14 protein-coding genes are annotated in these 18,548 nt (G+C 30.6%); 2 read left to right on the forward strand and 12 right to left on the reverse strand.

What is annotated here, in order from left to right; genetic code table 11:
- Positions 1-179 precede the first annotated feature (179 nt).
- From glgA to speD, 4 genes are all read right to left on the reverse strand, one after another.
- Positions 180-1,613 (reverse strand): glycogen synthase GlgA, encoded by a 1,434-nt coding sequence (glgA, locus tag ACJAX4_RS02680; RefSeq protein ID WP_435787914.1) that lies wholly within the window; start codon positions 1,611-1,613, stop codon positions 180-182.
- 54 nt (positions 1,614-1,667) lie between these two features.
- A complete protein-coding gene (gene glgD, locus ACJAX4_RS02685) occupies positions 1,668-2,777 on the reverse strand; it encodes a glucose-1-phosphate adenylyltransferase subunit GlgD (protein ID WP_435787915.1) in 1,110 nt (369 codons plus the stop codon).
- Positions 2,778-2,795: 18 nt separating this feature from the next.
- Positions 2,796-3,950, reverse strand: a complete 1,155-nt coding sequence (locus ACJAX4_RS02690; protein WP_435787916.1) for a glucose-1-phosphate adenylyltransferase — start codon at positions 3,948-3,950, stop codon at positions 2,796-2,798.
- Positions 3,951-4,277: 327 nt separating this feature from the next.
- Entirely contained in the window at positions 4,278-5,102 is an 825-nt protein-coding gene (gene speD / locus ACJAX4_RS02695) for an adenosylmethionine decarboxylase (protein ID WP_435787917.1), read from the reverse strand.
- A gap of 269 nt (positions 5,103-5,371) precedes the next feature.
- Here speD and asd point away from each other — a divergent pair, with 269 nt between their 5' ends.
- Positions 5,372-6,451, forward strand: coding sequence for an aspartate-semialdehyde dehydrogenase (asd, locus tag ACJAX4_RS02700; protein WP_435787918.1), 1,080 nt, complete (start codon positions 5,372-5,374; stop codon positions 6,449-6,451).
- A gap of 61 nt (positions 6,452-6,512) precedes the next feature.
- Here the strand turns inward: asd and ACJAX4_RS02705 are convergent, their stop codons facing one another.
- The 8 genes from ACJAX4_RS02705 to ACJAX4_RS02740 all read right to left on the reverse strand — a co-directional run bounded on the left by ACJAX4_RS02705 (position 6,513) and on the right by ACJAX4_RS02740 (position 17,922).
- Positions 6,513-7,361, reverse strand: a complete 849-nt coding sequence (locus ACJAX4_RS02705) for a TIGR03943 family putative permease subunit (protein WP_435787919.1) — start codon at positions 7,359-7,361, stop codon at positions 6,513-6,515.
- A gap of 45 nt (positions 7,362-7,406) precedes the next feature.
- The gene (locus tag ACJAX4_RS02710) at positions 7,407-8,516 is read right to left on the reverse strand and encodes a permease (RefSeq protein WP_435787920.1); all 1,110 of its coding nucleotides are present in this window, start codon (positions 8,514-8,516) and stop codon (positions 7,407-7,409) included.
- Between the two features lie 192 nt (positions 8,517-8,708).
- A complete protein-coding gene (gene trmB / locus ACJAX4_RS02715; protein ID WP_435787921.1) occupies positions 8,709-9,374 on the reverse strand; it encodes a tRNA (guanosine(46)-N7)-methyltransferase TrmB in 666 nt (221 codons plus the stop codon).
- Positions 9,375-9,693: 319 nt separating this feature from the next.
- Positions 9,694-10,347, reverse strand: coding sequence for a site-2 protease family protein (locus ACJAX4_RS02720; protein ID WP_435787922.1), 654 nt, complete (start codon positions 10,345-10,347; stop codon positions 9,694-9,696).
- A gap of 285 nt (positions 10,348-10,632) precedes the next feature.
- A complete protein-coding gene (locus ACJAX4_RS02725; RefSeq protein ID WP_435787923.1) occupies positions 10,633-14,079 on the reverse strand; it encodes a 5'-nucleotidase C-terminal domain-containing protein in 3,447 nt (1,148 codons plus the stop codon).
- A gap of 212 nt (positions 14,080-14,291) precedes the next feature.
- Positions 14,292-15,320 carry a hypothetical protein gene (locus ACJAX4_RS02730; RefSeq protein WP_435787924.1) on the reverse strand — a complete coding sequence of 343 codons (1,029 nt, stop codon included), beginning with the start codon at positions 15,318-15,320 and terminating at the stop codon, positions 14,292-14,294.
- A 28-nt stretch (positions 15,321-15,348) separates the two neighbouring features.
- Entirely contained in the window at positions 15,349-16,371 is a 1,023-nt protein-coding gene (locus ACJAX4_RS02735; RefSeq protein WP_435787925.1) for a phosphodiester glycosidase family protein, read from the reverse strand.
- A gap of 174 nt (positions 16,372-16,545) precedes the next feature.
- Positions 16,546-17,922 carry a PhoH family protein gene (locus ACJAX4_RS02740; RefSeq protein ID WP_435787926.1) on the reverse strand — a complete coding sequence of 459 codons (1,377 nt, stop codon included), beginning with the start codon at positions 17,920-17,922 and terminating at the stop codon, positions 16,546-16,548.
- Between the two features lie 173 nt (positions 17,923-18,095).
- Between ACJAX4_RS02740 and ACJAX4_RS02745 the strand changes: the two genes are divergently transcribed.
- The gene (locus ACJAX4_RS02745; RefSeq protein WP_435787927.1) at positions 18,096-18,503 is read left to right on the forward strand and encodes a Fur family transcriptional regulator; all 408 of its coding nucleotides are present in this window, start codon (positions 18,096-18,098) and stop codon (positions 18,501-18,503) included.
- Positions 18,504-18,548: the final 45 nt, after the last annotated feature.

Genomic DNA, 18,548 nt, shown 5'->3' on the forward strand with positions numbered 1-18,548 from the left:
TTAGAAAAATAATCTTTAATTAATGATCCCAAAGCATAGTATTGATGCAGCGTAGATGCATCTCCAGCCTCTTCTGCAAACATCGTTTGCAATTTTCTAATATAGTCAACTTTAAATGTTTTTTTATCAATAACCACAACATTCACCACCCAGTAATTTATAATTTAAATACTAAAAACTTATTTTATTATATTATTATATAAATCCATATAGTTTTTAGCTGAATTTTCCCAACTATTGTTTGAAAGCATGGCACTTTGAACTAATTTATCCCAGGATTCTTTGTCGTTATATAAATCTAGAGCTTTATTTATAGCTTCTAGTAACTCATTACTACTATAATTTATAAAAGAAAAACCATTACCATCACCTGTATATTTATTATATGGAATAATGGTGTCTTTTAATCCTCCCGTTTCGCGAACAATTGGAATACTTCCATATTTAAGTGCTATAAGTTGACCAATACCACAAGGTTCAAATAATGATGGCATCAAAAACATGTCTGAAGCAGCATATATTTGCTGTGCTAGCGTCTCATCAAAAACAATGTTTGTAGATATCCTACTTGGATATATAGAGGCGTAATGTTGGAATATATCTTCATAGTATTTGTCACCATTACCAAGCAATACTATTTGAATATTAAGGCTAAGTAATTCTTGGAGTTTAAGAGTTATCAAATCCAACCCCTTTTGTTTAACGAGTCTAGTAACAATGCCTATCATTGGTATATCTTTATTTACTGCAAAGTTTAATTTTTCTTGAAGATTTAACTTATTTTTAACTTTTTGATCTCTACTTTTCACATCATAATTACAGAAGATTTTTTTGTCCACTTTAGGATCGTATAGACCATAATCTATTCCATTTACTATGCCATATAAATTTTCTGATTTTGAGGATAATAGTCCATCTAGTGATTCCCCATAAAAAGGAGTCTGTATTTCCTCTGAATAAGTTTTACTCACAGTTGTTACTACATCTGAGAAAACAATTCCACCCTTCATAAAGGATATTGAATCATAAAATTTTAGAGCTTCATCCGAAAAATACTTCTCATCTAAATTTAATAAATCTCCTAATACTTCTTTTGAAAATATTCCTTGATATTTTAAATTATGAATAGTAAATATACTCTTTATTTTATCATATCGGGCATCCTCACTATAGTTTTCTTTAAGTAGTGTTGGAACAATTCCACAATGCCAATCATTGCAATGAATTATATCAGGTACAAAATCTCCCATGTACTTTATAGATTCTATGATTGCTTTTGAAAAATAAGAAAATCTCTCACCATCATCATAACACCCATATATCTCAGATCTTTTAAAATAATCCTCATTATCCACAAAATAATAAGGTATATCGTCATATGTTAAATATTGTAGCCCACAGTATTGATTTCTCCATCCAACATCCACATTAAAACTAGCAATAGTCTCCATGCAATTTTTAAATAACAATGGAATACTACTATATTTAGGAATAATTACTCTTGCATCAATTCCAAGCTTTCTTAGTTCTTTTGGCAGTGCATATGCTACATCTCCGAGACCTCCTGTTTTTATAAAAGGGTAAGCCTCCGAAGCTACAAATAATACTTTCATATTAAACCTCCTTTAGGCACCTTATTTTCTTAAGATGCCATTGATTTTAAAATTTTATAATCGAGTTTTTTTCTCTATAACAACCGGAAACTCTACCGCTCCCTTTAACACTGTATCTTCACTTAAAATAGTGTTTTTGTCAATAATGACATTCGTGAGGTTACAACCCTTTTTAATTACACAGTTTTGGAATATTATGCAATTTTCAATTTGAGCACTTTCCTCCACAGTAACCCTTCTTGATATTATACTATTCTCTATATTTCCTTTCAAAACACATCCATTTGAAATCAATGAATTATTAACATTCGATCCGTTAAAATATTTAGTAGGAGCTTCATCCTTTATCTTAGTATATATTAACCCATGACTATAAAACAATTCCTTTGTTACTTTAGCATTTAGCATATCCATACTTATTTTATAGTAATTTTTTATAGAATTTACACATTGTACGTAACCCTTAAACTCAAATGCATTTACATTTAATTCTTTAACACTATCATATATTGCAGCTTTTATTGAATTATGAGAACCTGTCTGGGTGCAATTGTTTATAATCGTTATTAGGGTTGTTTTTTTCATTATAAACATTTCCATAGATATATTTAATTTGTCCTCTGATCCCTTATTCTTACCAATACTCAAAACTTTATTATTGTCATCAATATATAAAGTACTAGCATCTAAATAATTCTTTTTACCATTACTTGTTTTTTTGTATAATAGAGTTATATCAGAACCAGATTCTTCATGATACTTAGCAGCCTCATTGTAATCTATGTTACATATTACATATGAAGAAGATATTATTACATAATCTTGTTTTGTTCTATGAATGTATTCCATATTTTCACTTAATGCGTTTATATCCTGTGTGCCTGCACCTTCCGTTGTAAAATTAAATACAAATAATCCATTTATTTTTCTATCCAAATCCCAAGATTTGCCTGAACCTAAATGATCCATTAATGACCTAGATTTTGTATTTGTGAATATTCCTATATTATAAATACCCGAATTAACCATATTTGAAAGCACGAAATCAATAACTCTATATCTTCCACCTATAGGTATGGATGCTATAGGTCTTGATTTGGTAAGACTTTTAATATTATCTTCTTGCTCATTTAACATTAACATTCCTATATAATTATTAAGCATACAATCACCCCGTTAAATTTATAATTTAGTTGATATCCTAGAATCAGCTTTAATCTCTTTTCCTTCTTCTATAACAATAATGTCTTCTCCATTACCAATACAAGAATTACGTCTTATGGTAACATTGCTTCCTATAATTGCCTTATCAATAACCACGTTATTTCCTATTTTAGTATTAGGTAGAATAACTGAATTAGTTATTTTAGTATTTTTGCCTACATGAACCCCTTGAAAAAGCACACAATTATCTATCTCTCCAAAAACAGTACAACCCTCATTTAGCATTGCGTTGTTAATTTTTGCTTGAGGCCCTATATATTGTGGTGGTAACATTGGGTTAACTGAATATATTCTCCACCTCGTATCGTAAATGTCCAGTTCATTATCATCAGCTAACATGTCCATATTAGCTGCCCAAAAACTTTCAATAGTACCCACATCTCTCCAATACCCTTTGAAAGGATATGCATATAGCTTCTGATTATTATTTATCATTTTCGGTATTATATTTTTCCCAAAGTCATTACTGGAATTTTTATCAAGGTTGTCCTCTTTTAAAAGTTGCTTAAGAGCAGCCCAATTAAAAATATAAACTCCCATAGATGCTAAATTACTTTTAGGTTTTGTTGGTTTTTCATCAAATTCATAGATACTATCATCTTTACGTGTGTTCATCATTCCAAATCTATAAGCCTCTTCTAATGGTACTTCTAATACTGCGATAGTAACATCGGCACCTTTTTCCTTATGATAATCCAGCATTTTGGAATAATCCATTTTATAAATATGGTCTCCTGATAAAATAAGCACATATTCCGGATCATAACTATCAATATAATTTGTGTTTTGATAAATAGCATCTGCGGTTCCATTATACCAATTCCCACCATCTTCACTTTGGTACGGTGCAAGCATGCTAACTCCACCATTTCTTCGGTCTAGATCCCAAGGTGTTCCTATTCCTATATGAGCGTTTAAAGCCAATGGTTGGTACTGAGTAAGAACTCCTACAGTGTCTATATCGGAGTGAGAACAGTTACTTAAAGAAAAATCTATAATTCTGTACTTTCCTCCAAATGGAACTGCAGGTTTTGCTATCATTTTTGTTAATTGCTTGAGTCTTGAACCTTGACCTCCTGCCAATATCATAGCTATTAATTCTTTTTTTATCATGCTAGTTTTCTCCTTTCTACCACTATACTAATGTAGCCTACTTATTAGTGATCTTTTAAATGTGTTGCAGTAAATCAAACCGTTTTCAAGCTTATTCTTGTAAATAAATATTAATACATCTCATTTGTTATAATATTTTTAATATATGTTTAATTATACCATATAAATATATAAAAAACATAAGTTACAAGACAATGTGTACTTACTTATTCTATAATTATTTTAATTTTATTTTTTAAAAAAAGACTTCAGAAGGCAATATAAATTTTCTTCTGAAGTCTTTAAATAATTTACTATGTTATTTATAAACAAAACATACTACAACCACTACAAATTAGGAACGTCCATGCCATAAAATATTTCTATCATTTCTTTTTCTAACTTTTGTATAATATCGCTTCTTTCATCCTCACTTAAATCTTCTTCCTTAATCTCAAAGAGATAATTAGGAAGATCTAATTCGTTTAACTTCATTTTTGTATGAAATATATTAGATTGAAATATATTCATATCGATTAAACTATATCTATCTTTGGTTTCTTTAGTAATGTAATTTTGGATGGAACTAATCTTATGATCTATAAAGCATTTTTTACCGTCCATATCTCTGGTAAAACCTCTAACCCTATAATCAATAGTAATAATGTCTGAATCAAAACTAGCTATTAAGTAATTTAAAGCCTTTAGTGGTGATATCGTTCCACAAGTTGATACATCTATATCTACTCTAAAAGTACTTATATCATTTTGAGGGTGACTTTCAGGATAAGTATGTACTGTTACATGACTTTTATCTAGGTGTCCCACAATATTCTCACGAATTGGTGTTAAAATACCTCTATTACAAGAAGGATCAACCACATATAGAGGAATTTCTTCCTCTGAGATAAGTAATGTTACGCTTGCTCCCTGAGGATCGTAGTCCTGCTTTGCAAGGTTAAGTACACTAGCACCTATTGTTTCAGTTACATTAGTAAGAATTTTAGTTAGTCTCTCAGCATTGTATTGCTCGTCAATATACTCTATATATTTTTTTCGATCTTCTTTTGTTTTTGTATAGCAAACATCATAAATATTAAAACTTAATGATTTTGTTAAATTGTTAAATCCATACAACTTTAACTTATCTTGATCATTTATAAACAACTTCATTCCCCATTCCTTTTAAACTCTTTCTACACATATTATATAACTTTAGCTTAATTAGCATAACATAAATTTATTATACATATCTATTCTATACAAAAATACACTTGAAGTATATACTTTTTACCATTATAATCAACTATAATAGAAATTCTTATATAAGTTTTATATTTGTTATTATTATTAACTTTATAAAATAGTTAAAAATATTTATAAGTATAAGTGCTTTTATTCTATCACAAGTATATATTATTAAATCAGGAGGTATTAATACAATGCATAAAAAATTAAAGGTTGGTTTACTCGGCGGAACTGGATTTGTTGGTCAACGTCTTATTACACTTCTTCACGAGCACCCATATTTTGAAATAGCTGTTATAGCTGCTAGTGAGAACTCAGTGGGTAAAACTTATTCCGAAGTCGTAAAAAATAGATGGAAATTAGACGTGCCTATGCCTGAAAGTGTTAAAAATATAGTAATAAAAAATGTTAAGCAAGTAGAGGAAATAAGCAGTGAAGTAGATTTCGTATTTTGTGCAGTTAATATGCCTGCAAATGAAATAAGAGAAATCGAAGAAAAATATGCAAAATCAGAAACTCCAGTAATTTCAAATAACTCTGCCCACCGCGGATGCGTGGATATTCCAATGATCATTCCAGAAATAAATGCTGAACATTTAGAGTTAATTCATATGCAACGTGAGCGTCTAGGCACTAAAAAGGGATTTATTGTTGCTAAGCCTAACTGCTCAATTCAAAGTTATGTTCCTGCTATAAATGCACTTATGGAATTTAAACCTACAAAAATATCAGTATGTACTTATCAAGCTATATCTGGATCTGGAAAGATATTTTCAGATTGGCCAGAAATAATGGATAATGTTATACCTTATATCGGAGGCGAAGAAGAAAAAAGTGAGCAAGAACCTATGAAAATTTGGGGACATATAGAGAACAATAAAATTGTTAATGCAACGGAACCTATAATTTCCGCTCAATGCATTCGTGTGCCTGTCTCAGATGGTCACTTAGCTGCAGTTTCCGTTTCTTTTGCAGTTAAACCAACTAAAGAAGATATTTTAGAACTTTGGGCGAGTTTCAAAGGTAAACCTCAACTTTTAAAACTTCCAAGTGCTCCGGAGAAATTTCTAACTTACTTTGAGGAAAATGATAGACCTCAATCTAGACTAGATAGAGATATTGAAAACGGCATGGGAGTATCGATTGGAAGACTCCGAGAAGACACTTTATTTGACTATAAATTTGTTTGTCTATCTCACAATACTCTACGTGGTGCAGCTGGTGGCGCAGTACTTACAGCTGAGCTTTTAATGGCTGAGGGGTATTTTAAGTAACGGTCAACTTATCGGGGATGGTTAACACTATTTTGCAAGTTGTTAACCGTCCCCCATTATTTTAATTATATATATACTCATTATTATCTACCTCAATTTGTTCTATCTTATCTATTTTAATTATTGGAATCACATTAGTTTCTCCACTTTTAGCATCTTTATATTCATATTGCCCAAGTGTACCCACTACATTTACCCAAGTGCCTTCAGTCAATGCATTTCCATCTGAGTAATCACACAAAATACCCACTAACTGAGCATCTGCGCTGCAACAACTTACTAGAACTCTAGATAATATAAATTCATTTTTATTAAGTCCATTTTGATTATATACGAACCCCTTCATATTAATAGTTTTACCAACATAATCATATGGATTTCCATATATATTCTCATAAGTATTTATAAAATTTTCACTTCCCATATCTATAGCTGCACTTTTTACTAGTGCTATACTGTCTAATGACTCATTTAACAGCACATAATCATCGTCACTAGAATGACTCTCTTCGTCATCACTATGCTCGCATATCTCTGTTCCATCATCTAACGTTGCATGTTTATGCTTTAAGGTATTAATTTTTAGTTGTGATGTTAATGAAAACCCTTTGTTTATTACATTATAGGCACTCACTCCCTCTGATTTTAATAAAAATCCTAAAGTAAGTGGGATCAAAAACATAATATAACCAATCTTTAACTTTTTATTTTTTTTAATACTAAAAATATTTTTGCATTGTAAAATAGTCAAAACAATAAAAAAATATAATGCAAACTTTACGTATTTAATCATTTTGGGATGTACGTATAGAGTTATTTTTTCTGTACTTATAATCATATAAAAATAATAAGAAAAACCTAAAAGTATAAAAAGCCATATTAATTCGTTCAAATTTATCTTTTTTCTCACACATTTCCCTCCTTATAATTTCCTACCAATTTATATAAATATCATTTACAAAGCAAACCTCTTGCTTAGAAGTTCGAGTGGAAATAAATTCGCTATTACTGCAAGTATAAAGCAAATAGTAATTATAAGGAAAATAAGTTTAACTACGAAATTTATTTTAAAGCTTCCACAAAGCATAATGGTATTTTTTATATCTATCATAGGTCCTAATATTAAAAAACCTAAAATTGAACCAGTGGTAAATTGTCCTAAGAAACTTCTAGCAATAAACGCATCAGTTTCTGAACAAACTGATAAAACAAAAGCTAATACCATCATTACTATTATAGATGATAAAACACCGCTACCTATTGACAATATAAATTCCTTTGGTATAAACACTTGCATACATGTAGATAGAAATACCCCCATTATAAAAAACCTTCCTATATCATATAACTCTGCACTTGTATGTGATATTACCTCTTCTAAATTTCTTATAAACATATTACGTGTATTACTTTGATTATGATTATGACCGCAAGAACAGTTATCATGACTTTTATCTAAATGACTATGATTATGTATAATTATGTTTCCTTTAGACGTTTTTATTTTTTTCACTTTAAATGGGCTATCTTTATGAAGTCCACCTATAAGAACCCCTATTGTTATAGCACCCATCATACCAAACATAGCTCTTGCTATTACCATATATGACATTCCCATAAAAGCATAATGTGTTGACAATAAAACCACTGGATTCATTATAGGCACGGATAACATAAAGGTAACTGCAATACCTAGAGGGACCCCTTTTTTAAGGAGTCTTCTTGTTATCGGAACAATAGCACATTCACATACTGGAAAAACAAGACCAACTAATGATGCTATAAGTACTCCTACGAATTTATTTTTAGGAATTATCCTTGCAATTGTTTCCTCCGATACGAATATTTGAATTATAGAAGAAGCTAAAGCACCAATTAAAATAAAGGGTATACCTTCAAGTATTATACTAAGAAATATAGTTGCAAAATCATTAATAACTCTTGAATTCACTTTAATAGTGTAGATACTATTTACAAAATATGTACCTAATAATAAGACAATGATGATACATAAAATTTTTATTAACATGATTTCACCATCATAAGTTCTTTTGTTTTCCTGCATTAAGTGTTCAACCCCTTAATAATAATATTTACACGTTCTAAACAATTATATTATTAAAGAGCTCTTACTATGACACTTGTGTGATTATGTAACAATAATCAATGAAAAAACTAAAATTGTCCACACTAAAACCAAACTTCCTGGCTATAGTGTGGACAACTCTGTTTATAACTTTATTATATTTTTAAATGTTTAATCATTCTCTACAATTAATTTAGCTAGCAAAAACATAGTTTTCATACCGAGTTCTGAGAATTTAGCTTCATATTCTGTAACTACATTCTCTTTAAAATCACTTTTGTGGAGATCATAGGTTAAAAATAATATTTCAAAGCCACTTTCTTTAAAGTATTCTAAAGATTCTTCAAATAATTGTGTATTATCTGTTTTAAACCAAATTTCAGAGCCTGGCTTTAGAAATTTTTTATAATTAGTCAAGAACCTAGTGTGAGTTAATCTTCTTTTGTTATGCCTTTCTTTTGGCCAAGGATTACAAAAATTTATATAAATCCTGCTTATCTCATCTTTTTTAAAGACATCATCTATTAGCATAATATTTAGAGGCATAAGTCTTACATTTACCTCTTCTGAATCTTCAATTCCTCTTACATCTAGTACTTTTCTAAGGGCAAATACTAGCACCTCATCTTTTAAATCTATACCGATAAAATTAATATTTGGATTTTGCTTAGACTTCTCTGCTATAAATCCACCTTTACCGCAGCCTACCTCTAAATATATTTCATTATTATTATTAAATATTTCATTCCATTTTCCTTTATGAGCATATTGGTCTGTAATTACAATCTGGCTAGAGTCTAACTCTGGTCTAGCCCAATATTTTTTTCTTAGGCGCATATAATTCTCTCCTTATATTTATAATATTAAAAATTACTACATACTTATTTCTAGATTTCACTTTATTATTATATCACAGGAGTTACTCTAAACAAACTTTATAGTTTTAGTTGTTATCTTCGGGTGATGGTTTAATATTTTTAAAGTGTTCCTTATATTGTCCATACCTTTGCTAGCACGTTAATACTGCTCTGAATGATTGATTTTAATTTAGGTATATTAACACCTAATAAAAGTTTCGCCACCTCTAATTACGTAAGAGCTCCATACAAGACATGTCCAATATAGAAAATTCATAAAGAATAATCCATCCTTTCATTTAAATCATATCCGCAATACTTATGAAAAAGGAAAATAGCTTAGACGCGGGTAGTCCTACAATTATATTAAATACTGAATTTCCACCAGGTAATATAGGGAATATAAGCACCATAAATAATAAGAATTGGTACTTAGTAACTGAATCTGATATATTGTAAAAAAACTTTGGAAACAAATCTCTAAGTATATGAAATCCATCAAACCCTGGTATCGGCACTAAATTAAGAAAAAACAACAAACAATTTATATATATTGCATTTTTTAGTATTTCTAGAATGATTTTGTTTAACTCACCTTGAATTGGTGAAATTCTAAAAAATAATACTGCAAAAATTGCAAATATAAGACCAAGTATCATATTGGCCATTGGGCCTGCTAGTGAAACTTTTAAATCATCCTTATAATAATTTTTATAGGCACTGGGATTTGTTTGAACTGGTTTTGCCCATCCAAAGCCTACCAATAAAATTAAAATAAATCCCATTGGATCTATATGAGAAATCGGATTAAGCGTAATTCGCCCTTGAAATCTAGGAGTTTTATCACCTAACATATCTGCTGTAATTGCGTGTGCAAACTCATGAAAAGTAAATGCTATTAAAATTGCTGGTATCATCAAAATAATTTCTCGAATGCTTGCTCCACTAAACATTTTATACCTCCTTTTATTTTTCTAGGATAACTAGCAATTATATCAATCAATAATTGTTAGTTATCCTAAAACCTAGTACACTTATTATAACAAAGTTTCTTCCTATTTCAAATTGTAAATTGTTAAAAATAAAATAATAAATTATTACAAATACTTCTCATTAAGTAAGCTTAGTTTATAAGTATGTAGGTTTTTTCAAGTAATAGAATAATTACTATATTTCCAAATACGCAAAATACCTTATCTTAAAAAGATAAGGTATTAAGTAACATTATATAATTTTAATTACGCTGCTTCATTTCTTCTTTTCCTGTCATTTTCTACAACTATATAACCTGCTCCTAAAAGCATCATCAAAACTCCTAAATTCACTAATACACTTGTATCAACCACTGAACCTGTTTTTGGTAAGTTTGTTACATTACCTGCTGCTGTTGGCGTTGTAGTCGTTACTGGTGCAGTACCTGAAACAAGGTTGTTATTGTTTGTAACTGATAATTTTTTAACTGCTTTTAATTCAGTTACTAATGCATCTCTTATTGGAAGCATAGTATCTACATCATCTATTGCACCTGTGAAGTCAAATTTATCTCCACCTGAGAACATAAAGTCGTTAGTTACTACTGAATAAGTTTTGTCCATTTCAACTGGAGTGCCATCTTCTAAGAGCATAGTCGAAATTCTATCCATAAACTCAGCTTTTTCATCATAGTAAACTTTAACTCCGCCTACTTGAACCCAACCAATTTCTGCATTGCCTATTCCATTTTCTATTACTCTCTTTAAATCTGAACCCTTAAGTTTCATAGTTACTAATGTATTATCAAAAGGCATAACTTCATACATGTTACCCATTGTAATATTTCCAGCAGCTAATGGAACTCTTAGTCCACCACCATTAGTTATACCAATTTGTGTACCTGCTACCTTTCTCATAACATCCGTTGTCCATTGTCCGAGGAGTGAGGTTCCTGGAGCACTTTTATCATGAGTCAATTTTTTATCTGTTGCTCCTAAAATCTCACCAAGTATAGGTTCTAATTCTTTAGAATATTTATCAGCAATTGCTTTTACTGTAGCATCTTCTACTAAAGTATCTGCTCTCTTATATAAAGTATCTACTGATGGCACTATTCCTGCTACTTTATCATCAGCATCAACTTTAATTGTTAATCTTCCTAAAGATCTTCCTTCTTTATATGCCTGAACTACAGGAATTCCATTAACCATACCACTTACTGTTTGATGAGTGTGAGCTGAAATAACTGCATCTATATTTTCAACGCCACAAAGGTCAGTTGCTTCTCCTGTAATTTTATCATCATCATCCTGGAAAGCTCCTAAATGAGTTAATGCAATAACTACATCTGCCCCATTATCTTTTGCAACTTTAGCCCATTCTTTAGCTGAAGCTACTGGATCTTTAAATTCTAAATTTTTAACTATTACTGGGCTTGTTTTGAATGCTGTTTCTGGTGTTGCAATTCCAACAAGTCCTATTTTAATTCCACCTTTTTCAACTATCATATATGGCTTAGCCCAAGTTACTGGCTTACCAGTAGTTTTATCATAGATATTTGAAGCTAAGAAATCATATTCACCTTCCTCTGCCCACTTAGCTATTTTATCAATGCCCCAATCAAATTCATGATTTCCTACTGCTGATGCAACCACACCAACTTCTTTCATCATTTCATTTACTGGTGCACCATAAGTTAAGTTAGACATTGCACTTCCTTGGAAGATGTCTCCTGCTGCTACTACTATAGTATTAGGATTGATATTTTTTACTCTATTTATTTCTCCAGCAAACTTAGCTATACCTGCATTCTTTCCACCTTCTTCTACAGCGCCATGGAAGTCATTGAAAGTAAGTATATTAACTTCTCTCTCACCTGTAGCTTGTACAAGATCCTTATAAGTTACAGATGCTATGTTTGGAGTTCTTCCATCTGCTGACATTGGCAATTGTAATTTTCCATCACTAATAGCCTTTACTGCATTGGCTCTAGCTTGGAATTCCCAATTATTTCCTATTATTTTCCAGTTACCATCTACATCTGGAGTTATTGTTCCACCTTTTACATCTTTAATATAATCACCAATCATTTCTCTTATCGGTCTTCCTTGATTTACGTCTGATTCTAATAGTATTGGTAGTGAATCTCCTTCTGAGAACACATCACCAATTTTAGATAATTGAGAAGAGTATCTATAATTATTTACAGCAACTTTAAAAGTATCTGTATCTAATACTTGTGTTCCATCAAGTTTTTTTAGATTTACTATTCTTTTTCCTGGTTCCTTTGATATATCTATATCATATTTTACACCAGATAACATATCATAGTTGTATCCTCTTATATCAGGATTAAATGAAACTGTTAAGTCTCCTGGCTTGTGAGTATTAAAATAGCTCGCTGACCATTCCATATACTTTTTAAGTTGTATTCCTGTCATTTTAACCAAATAAAGAGTGTTTGGATATTTGTAAATAAGAGCGGAATCTGATTTCTTGATATCACCTGCTTTAATGTTTGCATTACCATCTAAAGCCGCTGCTGAAGATATCTCCGCCCCACTGTAGTACATTTGAACTTCATTAATAAGATCAGTCATAGCATTATCTTGCACGTATGCATTGGATATTCCTTTAACCTCTGGAGCCGGAACTAAATCTCCACCTTCAAGCTTTCCTATAACTTTAGCCCCATTATCTTTTAACATCTTATCAAAAGGTACAAGTACAGCCGCAAGTGATTCTTCTGGCTGATAAACCACTTCCTTAGTAGTTGGATCTTTTACATATATAATGTTTTTAGTAATATCATTAGCCTTATCACTAACTACATATTTCCCATCGGTATAAGTGAGACTAATATTAATTTGTGCTAAGGTACCACCATCATTCAAATTCTCAACAAGCACAACTCCATTGTCATATACCTTTTGTGTTGCTTTATGCTGATGAGCTGCAATTATTGCAGTAAGTTCTGGACATGCTGCAGCTATTTCATCTGCACCGGAACCCGCTTCTCCATATTCAGGCGTTTCCGACATATGCATTATTCCAATCATTATATCTACTTTACCTTTTAATTCTGCTATTGCTTTTTTAGTTTCAACAATTGGGTTTGTAACTGTGTACTCTTTTAAGTTTGCTGCATCCCATCTTTTTATATTAGGACTAACCATTCCTATAAGACCAACTTTTACTCCGCCTATTTCTTTAATTGTATAAGCTTTTGCAATAGGTGTTCCATCTTTTTTAGATACATTTCCATTTAATGCAGTACCATTAAATTGGTTTGATATTTTTTCTAGAGTTGGTACTCCAAAGTTAAATTCGTGGTTACCATATGTCCATGCGTCATAATCCATTGTATTAAGTGCAGTCATAATAGCATGTTCATCTGCATCATTAAATACATCATCGACTGTGTTTCCTTGAATTGTATCCCCTGCGTCGATCAAAATTGTGTTTGGATTAGATGCCCTTAAATCTTTTACCGCTGATGCTACTTGAACCAAGCTTCCTCCATCTGAAACTACATTTTGCGCATAGTCAAAAGGCATAATTTTTCCATGAATATCGCTTGTAGCAAGAATCTGAATTTCTACTTCCCCCCCACTTTCTTCAGCAAATGCATTCACCGGTGAAATAAAAGTTAAAATCATCATTAATGTCAATAACCAGGCTGTAATTTTTTTCCCTTTGAATTTAGTAAACAAATAAACCCCTCCATTCATTAAATAAGGATGTCATTCTATAATTTGCATCTAAACTATAATTATTCATTTATATGTAAATTACGGACAAGCCAGTAAATTTAGTATATTACTAAATTTCCATTTTGTAAACATTTTGCATTTTTTTTACAAAATTCATTTCAAATAAAAAAACTATGCCATTGGCATAGTTTAAAATCATAAATATTCATTAACTACTTAAAAGAAACAAAAGATATTTTATTACCTATTAAGGTTACTATGCCTTTAGTATATGACTGCAATAATTTGCCTTTATAACTAGTTAATATACCAGACTTAATTTGTTTTACTACCCCTCTAAGGGAATCATTTTGATAAATTTTGCCTGATGGCGATACAAATAAATCATCTTTTACAGACGGTGTTTGTAGACCAATGTCTTCCCATTCACTAGTATTCTCCGATATTTGACCATAATAAATCTTGTTTATTATATTATTTTTTAATTCTCCAAGGTAAATATTATCGTCATCATCAGTACCAATTAACGTCAGCTTGTCTACATCTTTAATAGTTATAGCTTCATAACTGTTCGTAACGTATATTTCATTATAAACTAATCCCTCATACACCAGTTTGTCCTCACCACGAACTAATTCAATATTACTCACAAATTTAGGTATTGTATTAATTATTGTCATAGTTCCCATTCTGTCGAACCTATATATAGTAGTTAACCCATGAATATTTGAAACTTTTACGTAAGTAACTCCTGTTAACGTTGATACTTGTATATCTGCTACTTCTGATTTTCTGTCCCTGAGGTTTAAATCTTTAATCTTTACTTTTTCTCCCTTTGATACTTCATAAGAATATAATACTAAATCATTAGATTTACCATCACTTTTTCGCTCTACAAAAAGCATTCTATTTCTATCTGGAAGCCATTCATAAAAAGAGATTATATTTTCCTCATCCACCTCTATATTTTTAACACTTCCATCTTTGCAATTAGCAATTTTTAGTTGTTTATTTTCATAATAGGCTAAATATTTGGCATCATAGGATACTAATATATTTTCTGCGTTTTCAGGTACTATAATATCAATGTTTTTTACTTTGTCACTTTTATCGTCCTCAACTTTTTTTGAAACCACATTGGAATCAATAACTGAAAAATACTGATTTAAATAAAATAGAACTAACCCTTGTATAGATAAAGAAATTATTATCCATATACTTATTCTTTTCATCCATTTCATAATGCTTTCTCCTTTAATTTTAAATATCCTACTCTCTATCCTCTACATATATAATTGAAGGTACAGCTCGCTCTCCTAGACTATCACAAGGACTGTTTACAATTTCATCGTCATAAAATAACGTAGAAGAAGAACCTCCATCTAGGTTAGTAGCATTATAAGCTTCATACTCATCATATAACAAGTCTTGAACCTCTCTTAAAGTAGCCCCAAAACTATTTACCTGTCTACCATCAATAACCAGTAGTATTATAGCTCCATCTTTTCTTTGTGCTATCGCTGTTCTAGGAGCTATGCCCCATCCCCCATCCCCATTATTTATAGTTTTCTTTCCATTAACTATTAATGCTGGTCCAAAAGATACAGCTTCAGTTACCTCAGTTTCTTTCATCTCTTTAATGCTATGAGGTCCAACTAGAAGTTTTCCAGATTTGGTTAATGCTACAACATTTCTTTTTTGATTTTCATCTTTGATATCATTATGAATTATTTTTCCATCAGCCATTATAATTCCGGCTGGATTCGCTCCTGTGCCTGTCCAAAGTGCTCCATCAACTTTATCTGTAAACCCTCCGCCATTAACAGCTGCAATTGCACCATTATCTTTTGCAATTTTACTGGTTAATTGACCTTCTTTGTAAAGCTTACTGGTATACCCTACTTTTATCCTAGTTGGGTCACTAATTACTAGTACATATCCTTTGTATTTTTTTCCTGTTATATCATATCGTTCAATATTATTATCATTTTTATTTTCTATCTTTATACCAGACTCTTTGTCGTCTACACTATTTTGAACAATGGTTTCTACTGATTGTTCCTTCATTATTTCTTTTATTTTATCATCAGATAAAAATGATTCCACTACCCATTGCAATGTGAGTGTTGTCATTGCTGCACCAACTACTGTAGTTTTTACATTTTTGAAAGGACCATAATAAACCATAAACGGGCCAGTAATAGCTGTAAAAACTAATTCAAATGTGATAAATAGCAAAACCAATGTTTTTGCACTTGTTTTTTTGCTTCTTACATTTTTTATTTTTTTCATGTGTTCCATCCTTTTTTATTATGTATTATATTAAGTACTATAACATTGTACAATAAAACACTGAATATTTAAACATAATTTATATGTAATCTTTGTTAATTATACTAATAGTATACTAAATATATACAAAAGAGAGCATAAATCCATATGCTCTCTTCTATAACAACAATATATTTATAATTTTTTCGAAGCCTCATATGCTAAAGGTGACCTTTCACATTCATCATATTTGAGTGTTACCTGATAACATAAACTACTGCCCTTCATTTTTTCAGAGGCATAACACAAGCCATTTGATCTTGAATCAAGAAACGGATGATCTATTTGTTCTGGGTCGCCTATAAGAATAAGCTTAGTTCCATCTCCAACTCTAGTTATTATTGCTTTAACTTGTTTCGGAGACAAATTTTGTGCCTCATCTATAATTACCCAATTTTTTACTATAGACCTTCCTCTAAGGTAAGCAACTGCTTCAGTAGTTATAATTCTTCTATCAAACAAATCTTTTATCTTCTCAAGTAAATCTTTCTCATTTTTATAACGCTGCTTTTCATCAGAATCCACAAGTATCTCTAAATTATCAAAAATAGGTCTCATAAATGGGGCTATTTTTTCTTGCTCCGTACCAGGTAAGAACCCTATGTCCTCATCCATAGTAACATTTGGTCTACAAACTAGAATTCTTCTGTAATGTTCACTATTATCATTTAATATTTTTTGGAGCCCTACAGCTAATGAAAATAATGTTTTAGCTGTCCCTGCCGGTCCTTTAACAATTACAAGTGGTGCTTTTATTGAATCCATGCTTAACGCTTCTAACATAAATCGCTGTCCTACATTTCTTGGTACAACACCTAAAGGTTTACTATCCTTATTGTAAAGTGGTACTACATTTTTACCATCGTATCTACCCAGCGCAGTCTGTTTAGGATTTTCTAATGAATGCATTAATAAAAATTGGTTTATGAATAATATTGGGTTTGTATATTCTTCTGTATTCTCATCATAGTTAAGTAAATTATCAATTCCTAAAATCTTTTTACTGAAAAATTCTTGAAGTTTGTCTGGGGATACAAACACATCTAATCTTCCTGTATATTGATTATCATATTCTGGTACAAATTTTTCATAAAAATCTTCTACTTTTATATCTACTGCATCTGCTTTTATTCTTTGAAATATATCTTTAGTTATTAACCATACATCCTTACCTTGTTCTTTAAGTCCTTTACATACCTGTATTATTCTATTGTCCGCTTTTTCTTTATTCCAAGACGGAGGAATTTTTATATCATAATGATTCATTTCTACTCTAAGCCTTCCCCCATTTTCAAGCTCAATACCCTCATTTAATTTCCCATTCTTTCTAAGTTTGTCAATAAGTCTAGCAGCATATCTGGCATTGGCTCCTAAATCACTCTTATCTTTTTTAAAACTATCTAATTCCTCTAACACCACTTCAGGTATTATTACATCATTATCTCCAAAAGACAATATAGCACTTGGTGAATACAGAATAACGTTGGTATCTAGTACATAGGTTTTTTTCAATATATAAGCTCCCCCTTTCTATATTATTAATATATGTTACTTAATCTATAAATGAATTAAAAACACAATAATATTTTAAATACCGCTATAATATTTATATTATTTCTTTTGACAAGTAATAGTTTTTATTATATAATAAGTCTTATAGTAAATTAACTTATAGGATGGTGTATATGAATAATATAACAACGATATTTAAAGAAAAAAAATTAAAGCTTACACCTCAGCGCATTGCTGTCTATAAATATCTTCAATCAACAAAGGAACATCCTTCTGCAGAAATAATCTACAAAGCTCTACAACCCACATATCCTACTATGAGCTTGGCTACAATTTATAAAGCACTAAAAACACTTGTAGCGGTTGAACTCATAATAGAACTTAATGTAGGTGAGGGTAGTTTTAGATATGATGGCAATATGCAATCACATCCTCATATACAATGCATGAATTGTGGCAAAGTTGATGATGTAGAAGGTATAACCTTTTCAAATGTAAATGAAGATGTAAAAAAATATACAAATTATGAAGTTTTAACCAGTAAAATTTATTTTTATGGTCTGTGTGAAAACTGTAAATAATAATTCAATAAACAAAAAAGAAGTATAGTTAAATACTTCTTTTTT

The sequence above is a fragment of the Clostridium sp. genome, from assembly GCF_051278035.1.
Classification (GTDB): domain Bacteria; phylum Bacillota; class Clostridia; order Clostridiales; family Clostridiaceae; genus Clostridium_AD.